General features: G+C 51.8%; 15 protein-coding genes. 12 read left to right on the top strand and 3 right to left on the bottom strand.

The genetic code is table 11. From position 1 onward, the window contains the following. The first annotated feature begins 33 nt into the window (after positions 1 to 33). From pspG to alr, 8 genes are all read left to right on the top strand, one after another. On the top strand, positions 34 to 297 hold the full coding sequence (pspG, locus tag N8M53_RS11495) for an envelope stress response protein PspG (protein WP_269578885.1): 264 nt from the start codon (positions 34 to 36) through the stop codon (positions 295 to 297). A 161-nt stretch (positions 298 to 458) separates the two neighbouring features. Beyond that, positions 459 to 1,103, top strand: coding sequence for a TIGR04219 family outer membrane beta-barrel protein (locus N8M53_RS11490; protein ID WP_046074319.1), 645 nt, complete (start codon positions 459 to 461; stop codon positions 1,101 to 1,103). 216 nt (positions 1,104 to 1,319) lie between these two features. After that, positions 1,320 to 2,828 (top strand): aldehyde dehydrogenase family protein, encoded by a 1,509-nt coding sequence (locus N8M53_RS11485; protein WP_269578884.1) that lies wholly within the window; start codon positions 1,320 to 1,322, stop codon positions 2,826 to 2,828. Positions 2,829 to 2,950: 122 nt separating this feature from the next. Beyond that, entirely contained in the window at positions 2,951 to 3,178 is a 228-nt protein-coding gene (locus tag N8M53_RS11480) for a hypothetical protein (RefSeq protein WP_046074318.1), read from the top strand. Positions 3,179 to 3,318: 140 nt separating this feature from the next. After that, the gene (locus tag N8M53_RS11475; RefSeq protein ID WP_269578883.1) at positions 3,319 to 5,127 is read left to right on the top strand and encodes an assimilatory sulfite reductase (NADPH) flavoprotein subunit; all 1,809 of its coding nucleotides are present in this window, start codon (positions 3,319 to 3,321) and stop codon (positions 5,125 to 5,127) included. Next, complete coding sequence (gene cysI, locus N8M53_RS11470; protein ID WP_269578882.1) at positions 5,127 to 6,842, top strand: assimilatory sulfite reductase (NADPH) hemoprotein subunit; 1,716 nt, start codon at positions 5,127 to 5,129, stop codon at positions 6,840 to 6,842. The genes N8M53_RS11475 and cysI overlap by 1 nt, the downstream gene beginning before the upstream one ends. Continuing rightward, positions 6,835 to 7,614 carry a phosphoadenylyl-sulfate reductase gene (locus tag N8M53_RS11465; protein WP_269578881.1) on the top strand — a complete coding sequence of 260 codons (780 nt, stop codon included), beginning with the start codon at positions 6,835 to 6,837 and terminating at the stop codon, positions 7,612 to 7,614. The genes cysI and N8M53_RS11465 overlap by 8 nt, the downstream gene beginning before the upstream one ends. Before the next feature lie 228 nt (positions 7,615 to 7,842). Continuing rightward, positions 7,843 to 9,078 carry an alanine racemase gene (gene alr, locus N8M53_RS11460; RefSeq protein ID WP_269578880.1) on the top strand — a complete coding sequence of 412 codons (1,236 nt, stop codon included), beginning with the start codon at positions 7,843 to 7,845 and terminating at the stop codon, positions 9,076 to 9,078. A gap of 78 nt (positions 9,079 to 9,156) precedes the next feature. On the opposite strand, the gene N8M53_RS11455 is transcribed toward alr, so the two are convergent. After that, entirely contained in the window at positions 9,157 to 9,777 is a 621-nt protein-coding gene (locus N8M53_RS11455) for an FKBP-type peptidyl-prolyl cis-trans isomerase (protein ID WP_077667673.1), read from the bottom strand. Between the two features lie 125 nt (positions 9,778 to 9,902). Here N8M53_RS11455 and N8M53_RS11450 point away from each other — a divergent pair, with 125 nt between their 5' ends. After that, positions 9,903 to 10,511, top strand: coding sequence for a LysM-like peptidoglycan-binding domain-containing protein (locus tag N8M53_RS11450; protein ID WP_269578879.1), 609 nt, complete (start codon positions 9,903 to 9,905; stop codon positions 10,509 to 10,511). A 372-nt stretch (positions 10,512 to 10,883) separates the two neighbouring features. Beyond that, positions 10,884 to 12,515 (top strand): methyl-accepting chemotaxis protein, encoded by a 1,632-nt coding sequence (locus N8M53_RS11445; RefSeq protein WP_269578878.1) that lies wholly within the window; start codon positions 10,884 to 10,886, stop codon positions 12,513 to 12,515. Positions 12,516 to 12,567: 52 nt separating this feature from the next. Here the strand turns inward: N8M53_RS11445 and N8M53_RS11440 are convergent, their stop codons facing one another. Next, entirely contained in the window at positions 12,568 to 13,035 is a 468-nt protein-coding gene (locus N8M53_RS11440; protein ID WP_269578877.1) for a GNAT family N-acetyltransferase, read from the bottom strand. Positions 13,036 to 13,114: 79 nt separating this feature from the next. Next, complete coding sequence (locus N8M53_RS11435; RefSeq protein WP_420066612.1) at positions 13,115 to 15,070, bottom strand: bifunctional 2',3'-cyclic-nucleotide 2'-phosphodiesterase/3'-nucleotidase; 1,956 nt, start codon at positions 15,068 to 15,070, stop codon at positions 13,115 to 13,117. A 291-nt stretch (positions 15,071 to 15,361) separates the two neighbouring features. On the opposite strand from N8M53_RS11435, the gene cysG reads away from it, so the two are divergent. Together cysG and cysD are read left to right on the top strand one after the other, a co-directional pair. Beyond that, positions 15,362 to 16,789 (top strand): siroheme synthase CysG, encoded by a 1,428-nt coding sequence (cysG, locus tag N8M53_RS11430; protein ID WP_269578875.1) that lies wholly within the window; start codon positions 15,362 to 15,364, stop codon positions 16,787 to 16,789. 12 nt (positions 16,790 to 16,801) lie between these two features. Further along, positions 16,802 to 17,710: a sulfate adenylyltransferase subunit CysD gene (gene cysD / locus N8M53_RS11425; protein WP_269578874.1), complete on the top strand. Its 909-nt coding sequence runs from the start codon at positions 16,802 to 16,804 to the stop codon at positions 17,708 to 17,710. Positions 17,711 to 17,717 lie beyond the last annotated feature (7 nt).

Genomic DNA, 17,717 nt, shown 5'->3' with positions numbered 1-17,717 from the left:
AGTCTGTCTCGCTACCAAGACAAGGAGATCGTAATGATCGAAATACTCTTTCTGATTGGCTTTGCTGTTGTGTTATTCATGACAGGCGTGAGCATCATGGGCATGGTGTTGGCCATGCTGGCAGGCTTTGCCGTGATGATGCTGGCCGGGATGATAGGTACGCTGCTTAAGCTACTACCATGGCTTTTGGTGATCGCCTTGGTCGTGTGGCTTGTTAAACGCCAGCGTCGCAGCCGCAAAGGTGAGCCTGAAGTGATTATCAACGAAAAGCGCTGGGAACGATTCCGTCGCCGTTAAGCGAACAAAATTTGCGCGTTGACACAGCAAACACACGCCGTTGCGGGTTTTTCTCTTCACCTCGGCACAAAGCTTGCTATTATTCTAAGCAATCGGCGACAAGGCATGGCTTTGCCGCCTCCGCGTGACGACCTTTTTTAATCGACAATGTGGAGAGTTTCATGAAAACCACTTCAATGACGCTTGCCGCCGCAGCGCTCACTGCGTTTCTGGCCATGCCCGCTCAGGCTGATACCTTGGCAGGCGGTAAAGTAGGGGCTGATGCCTGGTTTATGGATGCTGACGTCAATAATGTAGAAGCCGATGATGCGAGCACGGCCGGCTCTTATTATGCGGCGATTGAGCACCCGTTACCATTGATCCCCAATGCGAAAATCCGCCAAACCTCGGTGAGTGTGGATAACCCTGACGTTGATTTTGACCAAATCGATTTTGTTGCCTATTACGAGTTTCTCGATAACGATCTCGTGTCGGTGGATGCGGGCATCAATATGCAGCGTTTCCAATCCGGCAAGTTCCAAGGGCAAAGCTTTGACGAGTGGCAACCGAACATTTATGCCGATGCTCGTGTAGGTCTAGTCGGCACGCCTTTATTTGTATTTGCCACTGTGAGCAAAGGCGAGTTTGATGGTACCAGCACCTTGGATGCCGAAGCAGGCTTGCAATATCAGTTAGGTTTAGTGGCCGCTGATTTGAACGTGCGAGGCGGGTATCGCATGATCGACCATGACTTTGACTACTTTGATAACAACGATGGCGAGCTTGATGTGACTGGCTTCTTTGTCGGCGCAGAGCTCGACTTTTAATCGGTTGAGCGTCAAGGCTATGAGTAAAAACCGCGCACATGCGCGGTTTTTTTATACCTGAAGATTCTGCCTATTCGCTTCTGTTGCCCATGTCTCACTGCGACTTTCGCCTAATACCCAGCCAATAAAATCTCTGCCACGCTTTTTGGGCAATAACGGCAAGGAGAGAGCTGTGCGTACTCCGCCACCCACTCAAACATGGAATAAGGAAAGAGTATGATCTACGCAAAACCAGGAACAGATGGGTCAGTGGTAAGTTTTAAGTCGCGTTATCAAAACTTTATTGGTGGTGAATGGGTGCCGCCGGTGAAAGGGCAGTATTTTGCCAATACGTCACCGTGTACCGGCGAAACCCTTGCTGAAGTGCCGCGATCAAGTAGCGACGATGTGGATTTGGCATTAGATGCAGCGCATGGTGCTAAAGACGCATGGGGCAAAACCTCGGTCACTGATCGGGCCAATATTTTGTTAAAAATAGCTGATCGGATTGAAGCGAACCTTGAAATGCTTGCGGTGGCGGAAACCTGGGAAAACGGTAAAGCGGTGCGTGAAACTCTGGCGGCGGACATTCCTCTTTGCGCTGATCACTTTCGTTATTTTGCCGGTTGTATTCGCGCCCAAGAAGGCACGGCGGCGGAGCTTGATACCGGCACGGTGGCTTATCATATTTACGAGCCTTTAGGTGTTGTGGGGCAGATCATTCCGTGGAATTTCCCTTTGCTGATGGCATCGTGGAAGCTCGCGCCGGCCTTGGCGGCGGGCAACTGCGTAGTACTCAAGCCGGCGGAGCAAACCCCGACGACCATCTTGCTATTGATGGAGTTGATTGGCGATCTGCTGCCTGCTGGTGTGGTTAATGTGGTCAATGGTTATGGCGCAGAGGCGGGCCAAGCGCTTGCGACGTCCCCTCGGATTGCCAAACTGGCGTTCACAGGCTCCACGCCTGTGGGTCATCACATTCTACGCTGCGCGGCAGAAAACCTCATTCCTTCAACCGTTGAGCTGGGTGGCAAATCCCCCAACATCTATTTTGAAGATGTGATGCAGCAAGAAGAAGCATATATCAACAAAGCGGTAGAAGGCCTGTTGCTTGGCTTTTTCAACCAAGGCGAGGTGTGCACCTGTCCGTCGCGCGCGCTGATCCAGGAAAGCATCTACGACGACTTTATCGCCCGCGTGATTGAGCGCGCAGGCACGATAAAACAGGGTAACCCGCTCGACACCGAGACCCAAGTGGGCGCGCAAGCGTCAGATGAGCAGTTTGATAAGATCATGAGTTATTTGAAGGTCGGACAAGAAGAGGGGGCGAAGGTCTTAATTGGCGGAAGCCACCAGGATTTGGGCGGCGGCTATTATGTGCAGCCGACCTTACTGAAAGGCCATAACAATATGCGGGTTTTCCAAGAAGAGATCTTTGGGCCGGTGATTGGGGTGACCACCTTTAAAGATGAGGCGGAAGCGCTAGAGATTGCCAACCACACCGAGTACGGGTTGGGCGCAGGGCTTTGGACCCGCGATATGAACCGCGCCTATCGTGTTGGACGTGCGATTGAAGCAGGTCGTGTCTGGACAAACTGCTATCACCTTTATCCTGCACACGCGGCGTTTGGTGGCTACAAAAAATCAGGGATCGGGCGAGAGACGCACAAAATGATGCTGGGTCACTATCAACAAACGAAGAACTTACTCGTTAGCTACGACATTGATCCTTTAGGCTTCTTTTAATAGAGGCACCCTCAAAGCAGAGGCGGTAACAACATCGCCTCTGGCCTCAAACGTCCCGCATGGCAGCTTTGCTTATCTGAGACTAAACTCAATAAGTGATCCAATTCAGTGGGCAAAGCATCATGACAGCCGAACAGCTACGTGCTTTATACCGCCAACAGCTTTTGATTGAGGCGGTCGTTGAGCCTTCGTTAGATAGCGAGGGGTGGGTGGTGGAGTGTCGCCACACCGGTGGTGGTTTAATGGCCCTTACTAATGCTGAAGGGATTGAACAATGCTTTACCGATATTGACCAAGCAACCTTGAACGCGCTTGAGATTGGTTTTCAGCAAGTACGTATTGCCGATTAATCGCGTTACCCGCCTCAAAACACGCTTTCTCCCATCCTATCTTACAAAAAGTTATAAAACATTCGTATCTATTCTTTATTGTTATTAATTGGTGAGGGTACGCTAGCATTCACGCAATGTTAGCAAGGAATGTCGTCACCATGTTACTCAAGGATCTCTCCGGGTTAACCAGCCCGCTCAATGATCAGCAGATAGGCCAGTTGCAACAAGCAGTGGCGGAGTTGTCACCGCAGCAACTGGCCTGGATCAGTGGTTATTTTTGGGGGTTAAGCCAAACACCTGCTGGTGAAGCGGCGGCCCCCAATGCTATGCCACAAGCCAGTTCTGCCCCCAACCATACTCTGACCATTTTGTATGCGTCACAAACCGGCAATGCTAAAGGCGTGGCGGAGGCGCTGCATCAGGAAGCGGAAGCGGCTGGGATCCCAGCTAAATTGGTTGCGGCAGATAACTACAAAGGCAAGCAACTGGGCAAAGAAACCCATCTTGTGATCGTCGCCTCTACTAATGGGGAGGGCGAGCCGCCCGACAACGCCATTGAGCTGCATGAATTTTTGCAATCAAAGAAAGCGCCCAAACTTGATCATCTTCATTATGCCGTTTTGAGCTTAGGGGATTCGAGCTATGAGTACTTCTGCCAGACGGGGAAAGACTTTGATGCCTTCTTGCAAAAGCTTGGTGCCAAGCCGATGGTTGCTCGTCTTGATTGCGACGTGGATTATGAAGCGACGGCCAGTGCTTGGCGAGAGCAAACCTTAGCCGAGGTCAAGCAACAATTTAAGGCCAGTGGCGATGCGCAGGTAGTGCCTCTCCATCAAGCCACCGCGCAAGCAAAATACACCAAACAGTCTCCTTATACGGCTGAGCTACTCACTTGTCAGCGTATTACCGGACGAGGCTCAGATAAAGCGGTTTACCATATTGAATTCGATCTTGATGAGTCCGGCATGGAATATCAGCCAGGCGATGCGTTGGGCGTATGGTACCAAAATGATCCCGAACTGGTGGACAAGCTCGTCGCCAAGGTGGGCCTGCGTGGCGATGAAAGCGTCGATATCGATGGTGACAACCTCTCGCTGCGAGACGCGTTAATTTCCCACTATGAGATCACTGCTTCTAACCCGCAGCAGATCACAGCGTTGGCTGCGTTATCTGAGAGCGACACACTCACCGCATTGACCGAAGACAAAGCCGCCTTGCGCGAGTTCGCGAATCGCACCCAGCTGATCGATGTCTTGGCTCTGGCGGACGTCAGCCTGAATGTCGAGCAATTTCAATCGATATTGCGCCGACTGACTCCGCGTTTGTACTCGATCGCCTCTAGCCAAGCGGAAGTGGAAGATGAAGTGCACCTCACCGTGGGGCTGGTGGAGTATCAGCATGAGAGTGGAGAGTCACGCCAAGGCGGTGCATCGAGCTTTCTCGCCCACCGCGCTGACGCGGCCGAGACGGTCAAAGTGTTTATTGAGCACAACGATAACTTCAAACTGCCAGCCAGTGATGACACCCCCATCATCATGATAGGCCCAGGCACCGGCATTGCGCCGTTTCGCGCCTTCTTGCAAGAGCGAGAGCAGCGCGAGGCGAAAGGCGATAACTGGTTGTTCTTTGGCGATCGCACCTTTACTGACGATTTCCTCTATCAGGTTGAATGGCAGCAATACCTTAAATCTGGCCTGTTGACGCGGATGGATGTGGCCTTTAGCCGCGATCAGGCTGAGAAAGTGTATGTCCAGCATCGGTTGCTCGCGCGTGCTGAGGCGGTATGGCAATGGCTATCAAATGGCGCGTACATCTATGTGTGTGGTGATGCCAATCAAATGGCGAAAGATGTCCATGAAGCGTTAATTGAGATTGCCCAGACACAGGGTCAACAAAGCCGTGAGCAAGCGGAAACCTTTATTAATGAATTGCGCAAAGATAAGCGCTATCAAAGGGATGTGTACTAATGAGTGAACAGAAATTTGAGGGCGATACACTGGGCCCACTGGCTGATAATGAACGGCTTAAAAAAGACAGTGATTACTTGCGTGGTACCATTGATCACGACTTACAGGATCCTATCACGGGTGGTTTTACCGATGATAACTTCCAGCTGATCCGTTTTCACGGCATGTATCAGCAAGACGATCGCGATATTCGTGCTGAGCGGCAAAAACAAAAACTCGAGCCGCTACACAACGTGATGCTGCGTGCGCGGATGCCGGGCGGGATCATTACGCCCCAGCAATGGCTAGCGATTGATAAGTTTGCGCGAGAGAGCTCGCTCTATGGCAGTATTCGCCTGACGACCCGACAAACCTTTCAGTTTCATGGTGTCCTTAAGCCGAACATCAAGCTTATGCACCAGACCTTGAATGAATATGGCATTGACTCGATTGCCACCGCCGGGGATGTCAATCGCAACGTATTGTGTACCTCCAACCCGGTGGAGTCAGAGCTCCATCAGCAAGCCTATGACTGGGCAAAGCGCATCAGCGAACACTTACTCCCTAAAACGCGCGCTTACGCAGAGATTTGGCTCGACGGTGAAAAAGTCGAAGGCAGCCAAGATAAAGAGCCGATTTTGGGCGAGCGTTATCTGCCGCGTAAGTTCAAGACCACGGTGGTGATCCCACCACAAAACGATGTGGATGTGCACGCGAACGATCTTAACTTTGTCGCGATTGCGGAAAACGGACAGCTGATTGGCTTCAACGTCCTCGTCGGTGGCGGGCTGGCGATGACCCATGGTGACACCAACACCTACCCGCGTCGTGCCGATGACTTTGGCTTTATTCCGCTAGAACATACGTTGCAGATTGCTGAGGCGGTGGTCACCACCCAGCGTGATTGGGGAAACCGTTCGAACCGTAAGAATGCGAAGACCAAGTATACCCTTGATCGCGTTGGCGCAGATGTATTCAAAGCGGAAGTCGAAAAGCGTGCTGGTGTGACCTTTGCACCAAGCCGGCCTTATACCTTTACCGGACGCGGCGATCGCTTAGGCTGGACCAAAGGCATTGACGGTAAATACCACCTCGCCCTGTTTATCGAAAATGGCCGTTTGCGTGATACACCAGAAAAACCGCTCAAAACCGGCATGGCAGAGATCGCCAAGGTACACCAAGGCGATTTCCGTATGACCGCCAACCAAAACTTGATCATTGCTGGGATCCCAGAAGCGCAAAAAGACGAGATTGAGGCGTTAGCGCGTCGTTATCGGTTAATTGACGATGAACACAGTGTTCAGCGTACTAACTCGATGGCGTGTGTGGCCTTCCCAACGTGTCCACTGGCGATGGCAGAAGCCGAACGCTTCTTGCCGGACTTTGTCACGGAAGTGGAGAAAATTCAGCAAAAGCATCAAGTGCAAGATGATCCGATTGTACTGCGTGTGACAGGTTGCCCGAACGGCTGTGGTCGCGCAATGCTGGCTGAGGTCGGCTTGGTGGGTAAAGCGCCCGGGCGTTACAACCTGCACTTAGGTGGAAATTGGGAGGGAACACGGATCCCCAAAATGTATAAAGAAAATATCACCGATCGCCAAATCCTTGAGGAGTTGGATCAGCTGATTGGTCGCTGGGCGACAGAGCGCGAACCGGGCGAGCACTTTGGTGATTTCTTGATCCGTGGCGAGGTGGTTGCGCCCGTGCATGTATCTAAGAGGGACTTTTATGCCTGAAGCCATTCAACCCAACGCGACGTTAGCCTTAGCTGACATTGCCGCGATGAATAAAAGCCAGCGAGCGTTGGCATTGGCGGAGGTCAATGCCACCTTGGAAACACTTTCTGCACCTGAGCGTGTCGCCTGGGCGTTAGAGCACCTTGAGGGGCAATTTGTCCTCTCATCGAGCTTTGGGGTGCAAGCGGCATTGATGCTGCATTTGGTCAGCCAAGTAAAATCAGATATTCCGGTAATTTTAACCGACACAGGTTACTTGTTCGCTGAAACTTATCGGTTTATCGATACCTTAACCACGCGGCTAGATTTGGACTTACGGGTGTATCGCGCTGCACTCAGCCCCGCTTGGCAGGAGGCACGCTATGGCCAACTGTGGGAGCAAGGTGTGGAGGGGATCACCCAATACAATCAAATCAACAAAGTTGAGCCGATGAAGCGCGCGTTGCGAGAGCTAAACGCCGGCACCTGGTTCTCGGGATTACGCCGGGGGCAGTCAGACTCTCGTGCCAATTTGCCGATACTCAGTGTCCAGAATGGGGTGTTTAAGTTCTTGCCGGTGATTGATTGGTCTAACCAAGCGGTGGACGATTATCTGCGCGAGCATGACTTGCCGAATCATCCTTTGCGCGAACAAGGGTATGTGTCGGTGGGCGATGTGCATACTACCCAGCGCTTGGAGCCAGGAATGCGTGATGAACAAACGCGCTTTTTTGGTTTAAAACGCGAGTGTGGATTACACGAAGACGATCTGAACGATGGGGCTGGCATCTAGCTCGTTGAGTCCTGTCTGCAACCAGGCTTCTCTCAAACGCCACCGTGAGGTGGCGTTTTTTTGTTCAAACACGCGGAACTTGTCTATCTTTTTTATTGAGTGACTCGTCAGCCGTGAAGTGTTCTGTGATATAAACAGCGCGCAATGCCAGGAGGCACAAATAGAAGCGCCAAGCTTTTATTTCAACACGTCACGGATGCTCCATTTATGTGACCAACAGTGAAGCTTATGAACAAAAAATTCTCTTTAGTGGCGCTTGCCGTCGCCGGTGTTGTTGCCCTCGGGGCACCTGCCGTCATCGACTACTCTTCACCAGCACCGTCAACACCGGATACGGGCAACCGTTATATGGGACATGGCAACGGCTGGCTAGAAGTGAGCACCTCCACCTTTGGCGACAATATTCAGCGTGTTCAGCAGCAAGTCAGTGAAGGCACCAAGATTTGTGCGGTGATGAAAGCCGACGCTTACGGTAACGGCATTGCAGGCCTACTGCCGACTGTGATTGCCAGCGGCATTGACTGCATTGGCATTGCCAGCAACGAAGAGGCGCGTACCATTCGGGAAGGCGGCTTTACCGGAGAAATCATGCGTGTGCGCACGGCAACCTTACAAGAAATGGAAAGTGGCTTAGCGCTTAACATTCAAGAGCTTGTCGGTTCAGCGGAGCAAGCTGAGCAAATGCGCCAACTTGCCGACAAACACGATATGACCATTCCCGTTCATATGGCGTTTAATGCCGGTGGCATGGGACGGAATGGCATCGAGATGAACGAGGAGTCTGGTAAACAAGTCGCTATGGATATTGCCACTGACGCGCGTTTTGACGTGGTTGGCATCATGACGCATTTCCCAAACTATCAAGAAGACTATGTCCGCAGCAAGCTAGGGCAATTTAAAGCCAACAGCGAATGGTTGATTGAACAGGCGGGTTTGAAGCGTGAAGAGGTTTTGCTGCATGCGGCGAACTCGTTTGTCACCTTAAACGTGCCGGAGGGGCATTTTGATATGGTTCGCCCTGGCGGTGCCCTGTATGGTGATCAGCCTACAAACCGAGAGTTTCCGCCCATCATGAGCTTTAAGACCAAGGTGGCCTCGGTGCATCATTTGCCTGCTGGTAGCACGGTCGGTTATGACAGCACCTATACTTTAGAGCGTGACTCTATCTTGGCTAACCTACCTGTCGGCTATTCGGATGGCTTCCCACGTAAAATGGGTAATGATGCCGATGTGCTTATTCAGGGCCATCGGGTGCCTGTCGTCGGGGTGGCCTCTATGAACACCATTATGGTTGATATTACTGATATTGCTGATCAAGTGGCGCCTAATGACGAAGTGGTGCTATTCGGTCAGCAAGGGGAGCAAACCATTGGCGCGGTGGAGTATGAGACCAATGCGGATGTGATCTTCCCCGAAATCTATAGCTGGTGGGGCGCGGTGAACCCACGTGAATACGTGCAATAACGCCGGATTAAAAGACAAAAAGCGATGCCTCGGCATCGCTTTTTTGCTTCCTGACCCGATTTGAAATGGGGCAGACGCTTATAGAATGTCGAGTAGCTCAACTTCAAAGACAAGGGCGGCAAACGGAGGAATGGCTGCACCCGCGCCACGCTCGCCGTAGGCAAGGTCTTGGGGTACATAGAGCTTCCACTTAGAGCCAACCGGCATCATTTGCAGGGCCTCAATCCAACCTTTAATCACGCCAGTCACAGGGAATTCAACCGGCTCACCACGCGTGACTGAGCTATCAAATACACTGCCGTCAATCAATTGACCATGATAGTGAACACGCACCTGCTTGTCGCTGGTTGGGATGTCACCGTCACCTTGTACCAGTACTTCGTACTGCAAACCTGAATCTGTCACAGTCACTTCTTCACGCTTGGCATTGTCTGCGAGAAAAGCGTCGCCCTCTGCTGCTTGTGCTTTTGCAGCCTCTTGACGAACTTCTTCTGCTTTTGTGTGAAGCTCACGCAGTGCGTTATTGATGTCGTCAATTTCAATTTCTGGCATTTCGCCAGCGAGCGCGGTGCTGATGCCTTTTGCAATCGCATCAACATGCAAGCCTTCTAGGCCGCTACCTGCAAGCTGTTGACCCATTTGTAGGCCGATACCATAGCTTGCTTTTTGCTCGACAGTTTCCAGTTGTACGTCAGACATAACGTCTCTCTTTTTTGCGTCAATAAAGTGTGAAAGGATAACAGGTGATGGTTTCGTGGGTAAACTTTTGTGCCAATAAGGCGTCCAAGATGAGGACAAAACAACAAAACATGCGCGGAGTGGCAATGAAGTTAACAGCAATGCGTACACAATTTAAAGATTGGTGCGTGAGATGGGGACGAATGCTCGCTTCTTCATCCAATAGAAAAGGGCAATGGCAAGACATGGCATGGGTACGCACAGTACGCCGCGCTTGGCTCCGCCTTCCTCGCTTGCACCAACGATTATTAATGGTGTTGGTCCCTTTGGTATTAGTACTAAGCCTACTGCCCACACCGTCCTCGACTGAAACGACCGTGCAGCCTCAGGAGCGGCGTTCTGTGGCGATTGATACTCAGGCACAACCCAAACGCAATGCCGCGTCAACAGACAACCCGAAACCGGAGGCATCACAACCTTCCACGCTAGAAAGTGAGTGGGTCAGCCACCAAATTGAGCAAGGGGATACGCTTGCCAAGGTGTTTCGCGATAATGATTTGGCGCTGACCGACCTTTACGCGATTGCCAATATCGAAGGGGAAGGAAAACCCATTAGCCGTATTCAGCCGGGTCAATGGATTCGCTTTAAGCGCACCGACAGTGGCGCGCTCGACATTCTTCAAGTGGAAACGCAAGCAGGTCAGTCCGTGTTGTATTTCCGTTTATCGGATGGTGGCTTTGCGCGCCAACGCTAGTCCTTCTTTTCAGGCACGGGGTCACCGTGCCTACGCTTCCCTTCTTGTTTGTTTTTTAAACTCCCGTGCCGATAAATTCGCCATTGGCGTTTTTTTCATCTACTTTTTAATAAATCAGTCAATATGGCTGGGTTTATGCTGTGACTTGGAGGTTTTTAGCGATTATTCGCTAATTTATGCGCCTGTGCCTGCGAATTTGACCAGCGTGTATGACATACTTTTTCAGGGAATAATGAGTTTTATGTCACACTTTGGTGAATTTTTGTGCTAGTATTCGCGCCGGCTGTGTAGGGGATACACGCAAGCCCGCCTCAACATGGATGTCTAGGCATTAACACGCTAATCACTAATTTGTTGAGGACTCGCTTTTCCATGTTGAAAAATCTATCTATTGGTAAAAAGTTTACGGCGGCTTTTTCCCTGATTGGTATCGCTGTGGTGATCTTTGGGTTTTACATTTATACCCAAGTCAGTGGCATGCGCGATAACATGCTGAACTTTACTGACGATACCCTGCCTGCGGTGCTTGAGATCGAGCGACTCAATGAAGAGATAATACGTATTCGTCAAGACCAGTATGCGGTGCTTACCTTTAGTGATCCGGCAGAACGACGTGAAATCTTGGGTGAAATCGATGTCATGAAGCGCGATTATAGCCGCGCGCTCGATGCCTATGAAGAAAGCCTTTGGTACGATAACGAGCGTGCCATTTTCACTCGTATTCAAAATCACTGGGACCAGTACAATCAAGAGCTCAGTGCCTTTCCTGACAGAGTCGAAGCGGGACAACTGACCGCGGCGCAAAAAATCCTGTCGAGCTCGTTTGGTACTTTTGGCCAGCTGGATAAAGCGCTTAAAGAAATGTCTGAGCTGACCCAAGGGTTTATCACCTCAAACCGCACTTCTATGCTGAATCAAGTGTCTACGGTAAGCATGACCATTATCGGGGTACTGCTTGCGGTAATCGCCTTTATGATTGTGGTTGCGGTTGTGTTCACCCGCGCGATTATTAATCCGTTACGCTTAGTGATGGAGCAATCGTCTGCGATTGCCAAGGGCGACCTGACTTACCAGTTGGATCGTAGCCAGATTGGTAATGATGAAATGGGTAAATTGGCCGACTCGAGTATCGCCATGCAAGATAGCTTGCGTAGCTTGATTGAAGAAGTGATTGCCGCGGTAACCCAATTGAGCAGTGCGGTAGAAGAAGTGAGTGCGGTGTCTAGCCAAACCTCCAGCGGCATGCAAAACCAGCAGCATGAGGTATCGCAAGTCGCCACCGCGATGGCGCAGATGAAAGCCACTGTCGCGGATGTGGCGCAAAACACCGAGAGCTCATCCACCGCGGCCAATGAAGCGAGTGAACAGTCTCGCATGGGCGCACAAGACATTGACGGCATGGTGGGCTCGATTCGTAAAGTCGCCGAGGACATGCGTCAAACGGGCGATACTGTGAATGAATTGGATCAGCAGTCGAAACAAATCAACATGGTGGTGGATGTGATTCGTGACATCGCCGAGCAAACCAACTTGTTGGCCTTGAACGCAGCGATTGAAGCAGCGCGCGCCGGTGAGTCGGGCCGTGGCTTTGCGGTGGTCGCCGATGAAGTGCGTACTCTCGCGGGTCGGACGCAAGACTCGACCGGTGAAATTACCGCCATCATTGAGAAACTGCAGCAGTTTGCAACCCAGGCTCGCAATGCCACCACCCAAAGCTGTGAAAGCATCGAGCAATGTGTGGAGCAAGGCGATCAGGCACAGCAATTGGTGCGTGGTATTGAAACCTCAGTGGAAAATATTGCTGATATGGGCATGCAGATTGCGAGCGCCTGTGGTGAGCAAGACTCAGTGGCGGATGAGCTAAGCCGCAACATTGAGCGCATCAACGATTCAGCCCAAGAAGTGGCGGGTGGCGCCGATCAAACTGCGCAAGCCTGTAACGAACTGAGTCAGTTAGCGCAATCATTGCAAAGCACCATGCAGCGTTTCCGCCTGACAAAATAATCGCGTACGCTACATTACAATGAATCCCGCTCCTTGAGCGGGATTTTTTTGCTTAAACGGCAGACGTCTCACTGACTGATAAACTCATATCAATATGTGGGATCCCATCTTCCAGATAGGGCTCGGAAAAGGTCACAAAACCGTGTTTTTGGTAAAAGCGTTGTAAGTGAGCTTGAGCGCCAATGTCTATATTCGCATCTGGCCATTGCCGTTGACATAATTGAATGGCTTGGCGGATCAGCTGGTGACCCCATTGCCCATTGCGATGAGCAGGGGCAATGATCACTCGGCCAATACTGCTCCCTGGGTAGCTCGCCCCAGGGGCGAGAATACGGGCATAGGCGGCAAGCTCTCCGTTTAGCCAGCCCATTAGGTGCAGTGTGCTGGGGGCGATGTCGTGTTCATCAAGCTCTGGATAAGCGCAGGCTTGCTCGACCACAAACACATCGACACGCAATTTCATCAGTGTGAATAAGGTGCGGGTATCCAGCTCATCAAAGGTTGCTTGTTGCCATTCCATGTCACTTCCTCTTGATTGCACATAAAAAATACCGCAGACAGGCTGCGGTATTCAAAGGCTATTTATCGTTCTGTGTTAATTACTGGCGAGGTTGGCCTAAATCAACATGATAAACGGCAAATCCGACCTCATCTTTCCCTTCTCGCGTCATCGACCAGCGACCTTTTTGCTCGATAAACTGCGCCGCTTGCTCACTCGGGGAGGTTTCAAAGCTTACCACGGCATCTCCCTTAATCGGGGCAATCGACCAGTTGTTGTCCGCGCTGACGGTCACCTGACCTTCTTCTTCACTGACGCGGCTGATGTAATTGGCCACCACGGTACGGTTTTCATCCGGCGCGGCAAAGGCAATATGATCACTGCCGGTACCTGGGAACTTCGCCCCATACGCACGGTAGTTATTGGTCGCCACCAAGAAGGTTTGCTCAGGGTCAACCGGCTCGCCTTGATAGGTGAGGTTGACGATGCGTGATGCCTCTGGATTCACTTCATTGCAATCGCCGTCGTAACGCGCGGGTTGGGTGACATCAATCTGATATTCCACCCCATCAATCACATCAAAGTTATAGGTGCGGAAGCCGTCCCAGTTGATCAGTGATTGCGGCTGATCTGCGTTTGGATCGATTTGATTAAACTGGCCGGCGCTGCACTCCAGCCATTGGGTGAGTTCGGCGCCAGAGACTTTCAGCGCCACCAAAGTATTGGGGTACAAATACAAATCAGCGGCGTTGCGGAAGGTCAGTTGCCCAGCTTCCACTTCAGTAAAGTTGCTCGGGTCGTTTTTGCGTCCACCGGCCTTAAAGGGCGCGGCTGCAGACACGACGGGCAGATCGGCCAAGTCTGGATCGCCTTGGATCATGCGCTCGACATAGTCTTGCTGCGCAAGGTTAACAATCTGCACAGTCGGATCGTCTTGGAGCAATGCTAAGTAGGAGTACATCACATCATTGGCTTTGCCGATCGGTTGATTCACAAAATCTTGTGTGGCTTTATGATCGGCCTCTACCGCGTCAAGCATCGCCTCATCGGCTTCAACCAATGCCTTATTGTTGGCACGATCAAAAATCGGTCGCGCATGCGCGTTGCTATCAGTGACTTGCCACTGACCGTCCACTTGCTCCAAGGCAAGATCGATGACCCCGACATGGCTCCCCCAGCGGCCGGCCATCACACTGGCGACACCATTGATGGTGCCTTTTTCAATATCCGCGCCGGGAATATTGGCAAAGTCCTCGCCAGGGAAAACAGCGTGTGAGTGACCAAAGGCAATCGCATCAATGTCGTCGACATCGGTGAGGTAATACACGGAATCTTCAGCCATCGCTTTATACGGCGCTTGGGAGATACCAGAGTGTGGGATTGCCACCACCACGTCTGCGCCCTTGGCTTTGATCTCTGGAACAAGCTTTTCAGCGGTTTGTTTAATGTCTTTGGCAATCACTTTGCCTTCAAGGTTGGCTTTATCCCAAGTCATGATCTGAGGTGGGACAAAACCAATGTAGCCGACTTTGATGGTGTGGGTATCACCGTCTTCGTCTTGCAGCTGATAGTCTTTAATCAGGTAAGGGTCAAAGTAATGCTCGCCAGTCTCTGCATCAAACACGTTGGCGTTGATATACGGGAAGTTGGCATCGTTAATTGACTCTTTTAAGAATGCTAAACCGTAGTTGAACTCATGGTTACCGATGTTACCCACTTCATAATCGAGCAAGTTCATCGCTTTATACACGGGGTGAACTTCACCGGGTTTAATGCCTTTGCTGGCCATGTAGTCGCCCATTGGGCTGCCTTGAATCAGGTCACCGTTATCCACTAATAGTGCGTTTTTGGCTTCATCACGCGCTTGCTTAACCACGGTGGCGGCGCGAACCAAGCCGATTTTTTGCGAGGGCTTGTTTTTGTAGTAGTCGTAGTCCATCACGTTGGTGTGAATGTCGGTGGTTTCAATCACACGTAGGTTAATGGTATCGGCAAAGGCACTGCCAGAGGTAGCAAGCAGGCCGGCAACTACCGCTGTAGCGACCGCAGATGGCATCAAACGCATAACAAAGTCTCCAGTGAAAAATGTGCGTTAGTTATCAGGCAGATGAATTATGCCGTTTCTCATACCTAAAAAGCTGTGCGATTGATCGGCTTATTATCCTCGGCTATCGCTCAACACCGATATCTTGCACGCTTTGCGATCTCAGTCATTGTTAATCCTTTCAGGCAAGGGCACTTCAGGCCTATTAAGCACAAAAAAGAATAAAAAATGAATTTATAGAATTTCAGGTAATAGATATGGGGCGATATAGTGGCGGTATTGTCATCAAGGGAATGCGCGATCATGGATTATCTCCCCCTCTTTGCTCAGCTCAAACACCGTCCTTGCCTCGTGGTAGGTGGCGGCGAAGTCGCATGGCGCAAAACGCGCATGTTACTCAAGGTGGGCGCGGCCGTCACTGTGGTTGCCCCTGACGTCGACCGTGAAATTGCGGAAGCGCAAGCGCAAGGAAAGCTGACGGTATTGCGTGAGGCGTTTCGTCCCGATCATCTGGACGGAAAGATGCTGGCGATTGCGGCGACTGACAATGCCCTCGTCAATGAGCTGGTCTCCACCGCCGCTGATAGCCGCAATATCTTGGTCAATGTCGTTGATGACACCCCTAAATGCAGCTTTATTGTCCCCTCTTTGGTTGATCGCTCTCCCATCATTATTGCCATCTCATCGGGCGGCAAAGCGCCGGTATTGGCGAGGATGCTGCGTGAAAAAATTGAAACCCTGGTACCGCAACATATCGGCAAGATGGCGGCAATGGCGGGTGCGTTTCGCGACAAACTGAAAGCGCGCATTCCGACCTTAACGGGCCGGCGCAAATTCTGGGAGGCCGCTTTTAGTGGGCGGTTTGCCGATTTAGTCGCGGCGGGTAAACACCAGCAAGCCGAGCAAGCGCTGGAGCAGCTTAGCGGACAAATCACCACCCAAGGCGAAGTGGCGTTGATTGGCGCCGGGCCGGGGGATCCTGGGTTATTGACCTTGCGCGCGTTGCAATTGATGCAGCAAGCCGATGTGGTGCTTTACGACTACTTGGTGGCTGAACCGATTATGGAGCTGTGCCGCCGAGATGCGGAGCTGATTTGTGTGGGCAAACGGGCGAGCTACCACAGTGTGAGCCAAGACGACATTAATCGTCTGTTGGTCGAGCATGCTCAAGCGGGAAAACGGGTGGTGCGCTTAAAAGGGGGCGATCCTTTCATGTTTGGCCGTGGTGGTGAGGAATTACAAACCCTTGCCAACGCTGGTGTCTCGTTTCAAGTGGTGCCCGGGATCACTGCGGCAGCAGGGGCGACGGCCTATGCCGGTATTCCGCTCACCCATCGCGATCATGCCCAGACCGCGCTGTTTATTACCGGTCATTTGAAAAAAGAACAAGACACCTTGGAGTGGGCGACGTTAGCGCGCCTGCGTCAGACCTTGGTGATTTATATGGGCTTGATGAAATCGGCCCATATTCAAAACCAACTGATTGCCCATGGCCGATCGCCGGACACCCCTGTGGCGGTGATTGAAAACGGCACGCGTCCGGAACAGAAAGTCTTTACCGGTCAACTCAACAACTTACCGTCGCTGGCTGAGCAAGCTGCGTCGCCCGCGCTTATCGTGGTGGGCGAAGTGGCGGCACTCACCGGTCAGCTGACATGGTTTGGCGAGGGGCGCGCGGTAAGCGATGCCGACCCCACGCAAGCCCCCACCGCTGTGGTTAACTTCGCTTAAAGGATAGTTACGATGGATGCAAAAACACTCACTCACCTCCAGCAGTTAGAAGCCGAGAGCATTCATATACTGCGGGAAGTCGCGGCGGAGTTTGATAACCCCGTGATGCTGTATTCGATTGGCAAAGACTCGTCAGTGATGCTGCATTTGGCGCGCAAAGCTTTTTACCCCGGAAAGATCCCGTTTCCGCTGTTGCATGTCGATACCGACTGGAAGTTTCGCGACATGATTGCCTTTCGCGATCGCACCGCTAAAGAGCTGGGGCTAGATCTGATTGTGCACAAAAACCCAGAAGGGATGGCTCAGGGGATCAACCCTTTTGATCACGGCTCCGATAAGCACACCGATATCATGAAAACCCAAGCGCTGAAGCAGGCGCTGGATCAGCATAAGTTTGATGCGGCATTTGGCGGCGCGCGTCGGGATGAAGAAAAATCCCGCGCCAAAGAGCGTGTCTATTCGTTCCGCGATAAGAACCATCGCTGGGATCCGAAAAACCAACGGCCAGAGCTGTGGCGCAACTATAACGGTCAAGTGAATCCGGGCGAGAGTATTCGCGTGTTTCCGCTCTCTAACTGGACTGAGCTCGATATCTGGCAATACATCTATCTGGAAAATATCGACATTGTTCCGCTTTATTTAGCGGCCGAGCGCCCAGTGGTAGAGCGCGATGGCACCTTGTACATGGTGGATGATGCGCGGATGCCGATTGGGCCTGAGGAAACCGTGACCCATAAATCGGTGCGTTTTCGCACCCTGGGTTGCTACCCACTCACCGGTGCAGTGGAGTCGCAGGCTAACACCTTGCCAGAGATCATCGAAGAGATGCTAGTCGCTACCTCGAGTGAACGCCAAGGGCGGGCGATCGACCACGATCAGTCCGGATCCATGGAGCGCAAAAAGCGTCAGGGTTATTTCTAAGGAGCAG

Origin of the sequence: Salinivibrio kushneri (genome assembly GCF_027286325.1) — a bacterium.
GTDB lineage: Bacteria > Pseudomonadota > Gammaproteobacteria > Enterobacterales > Vibrionaceae > Salinivibrio > Salinivibrio kushneri_A.
Note: the sequence above shows the minus strand (reverse complement) of the source record. Positions and strands in the feature narration are given on the sequence as shown.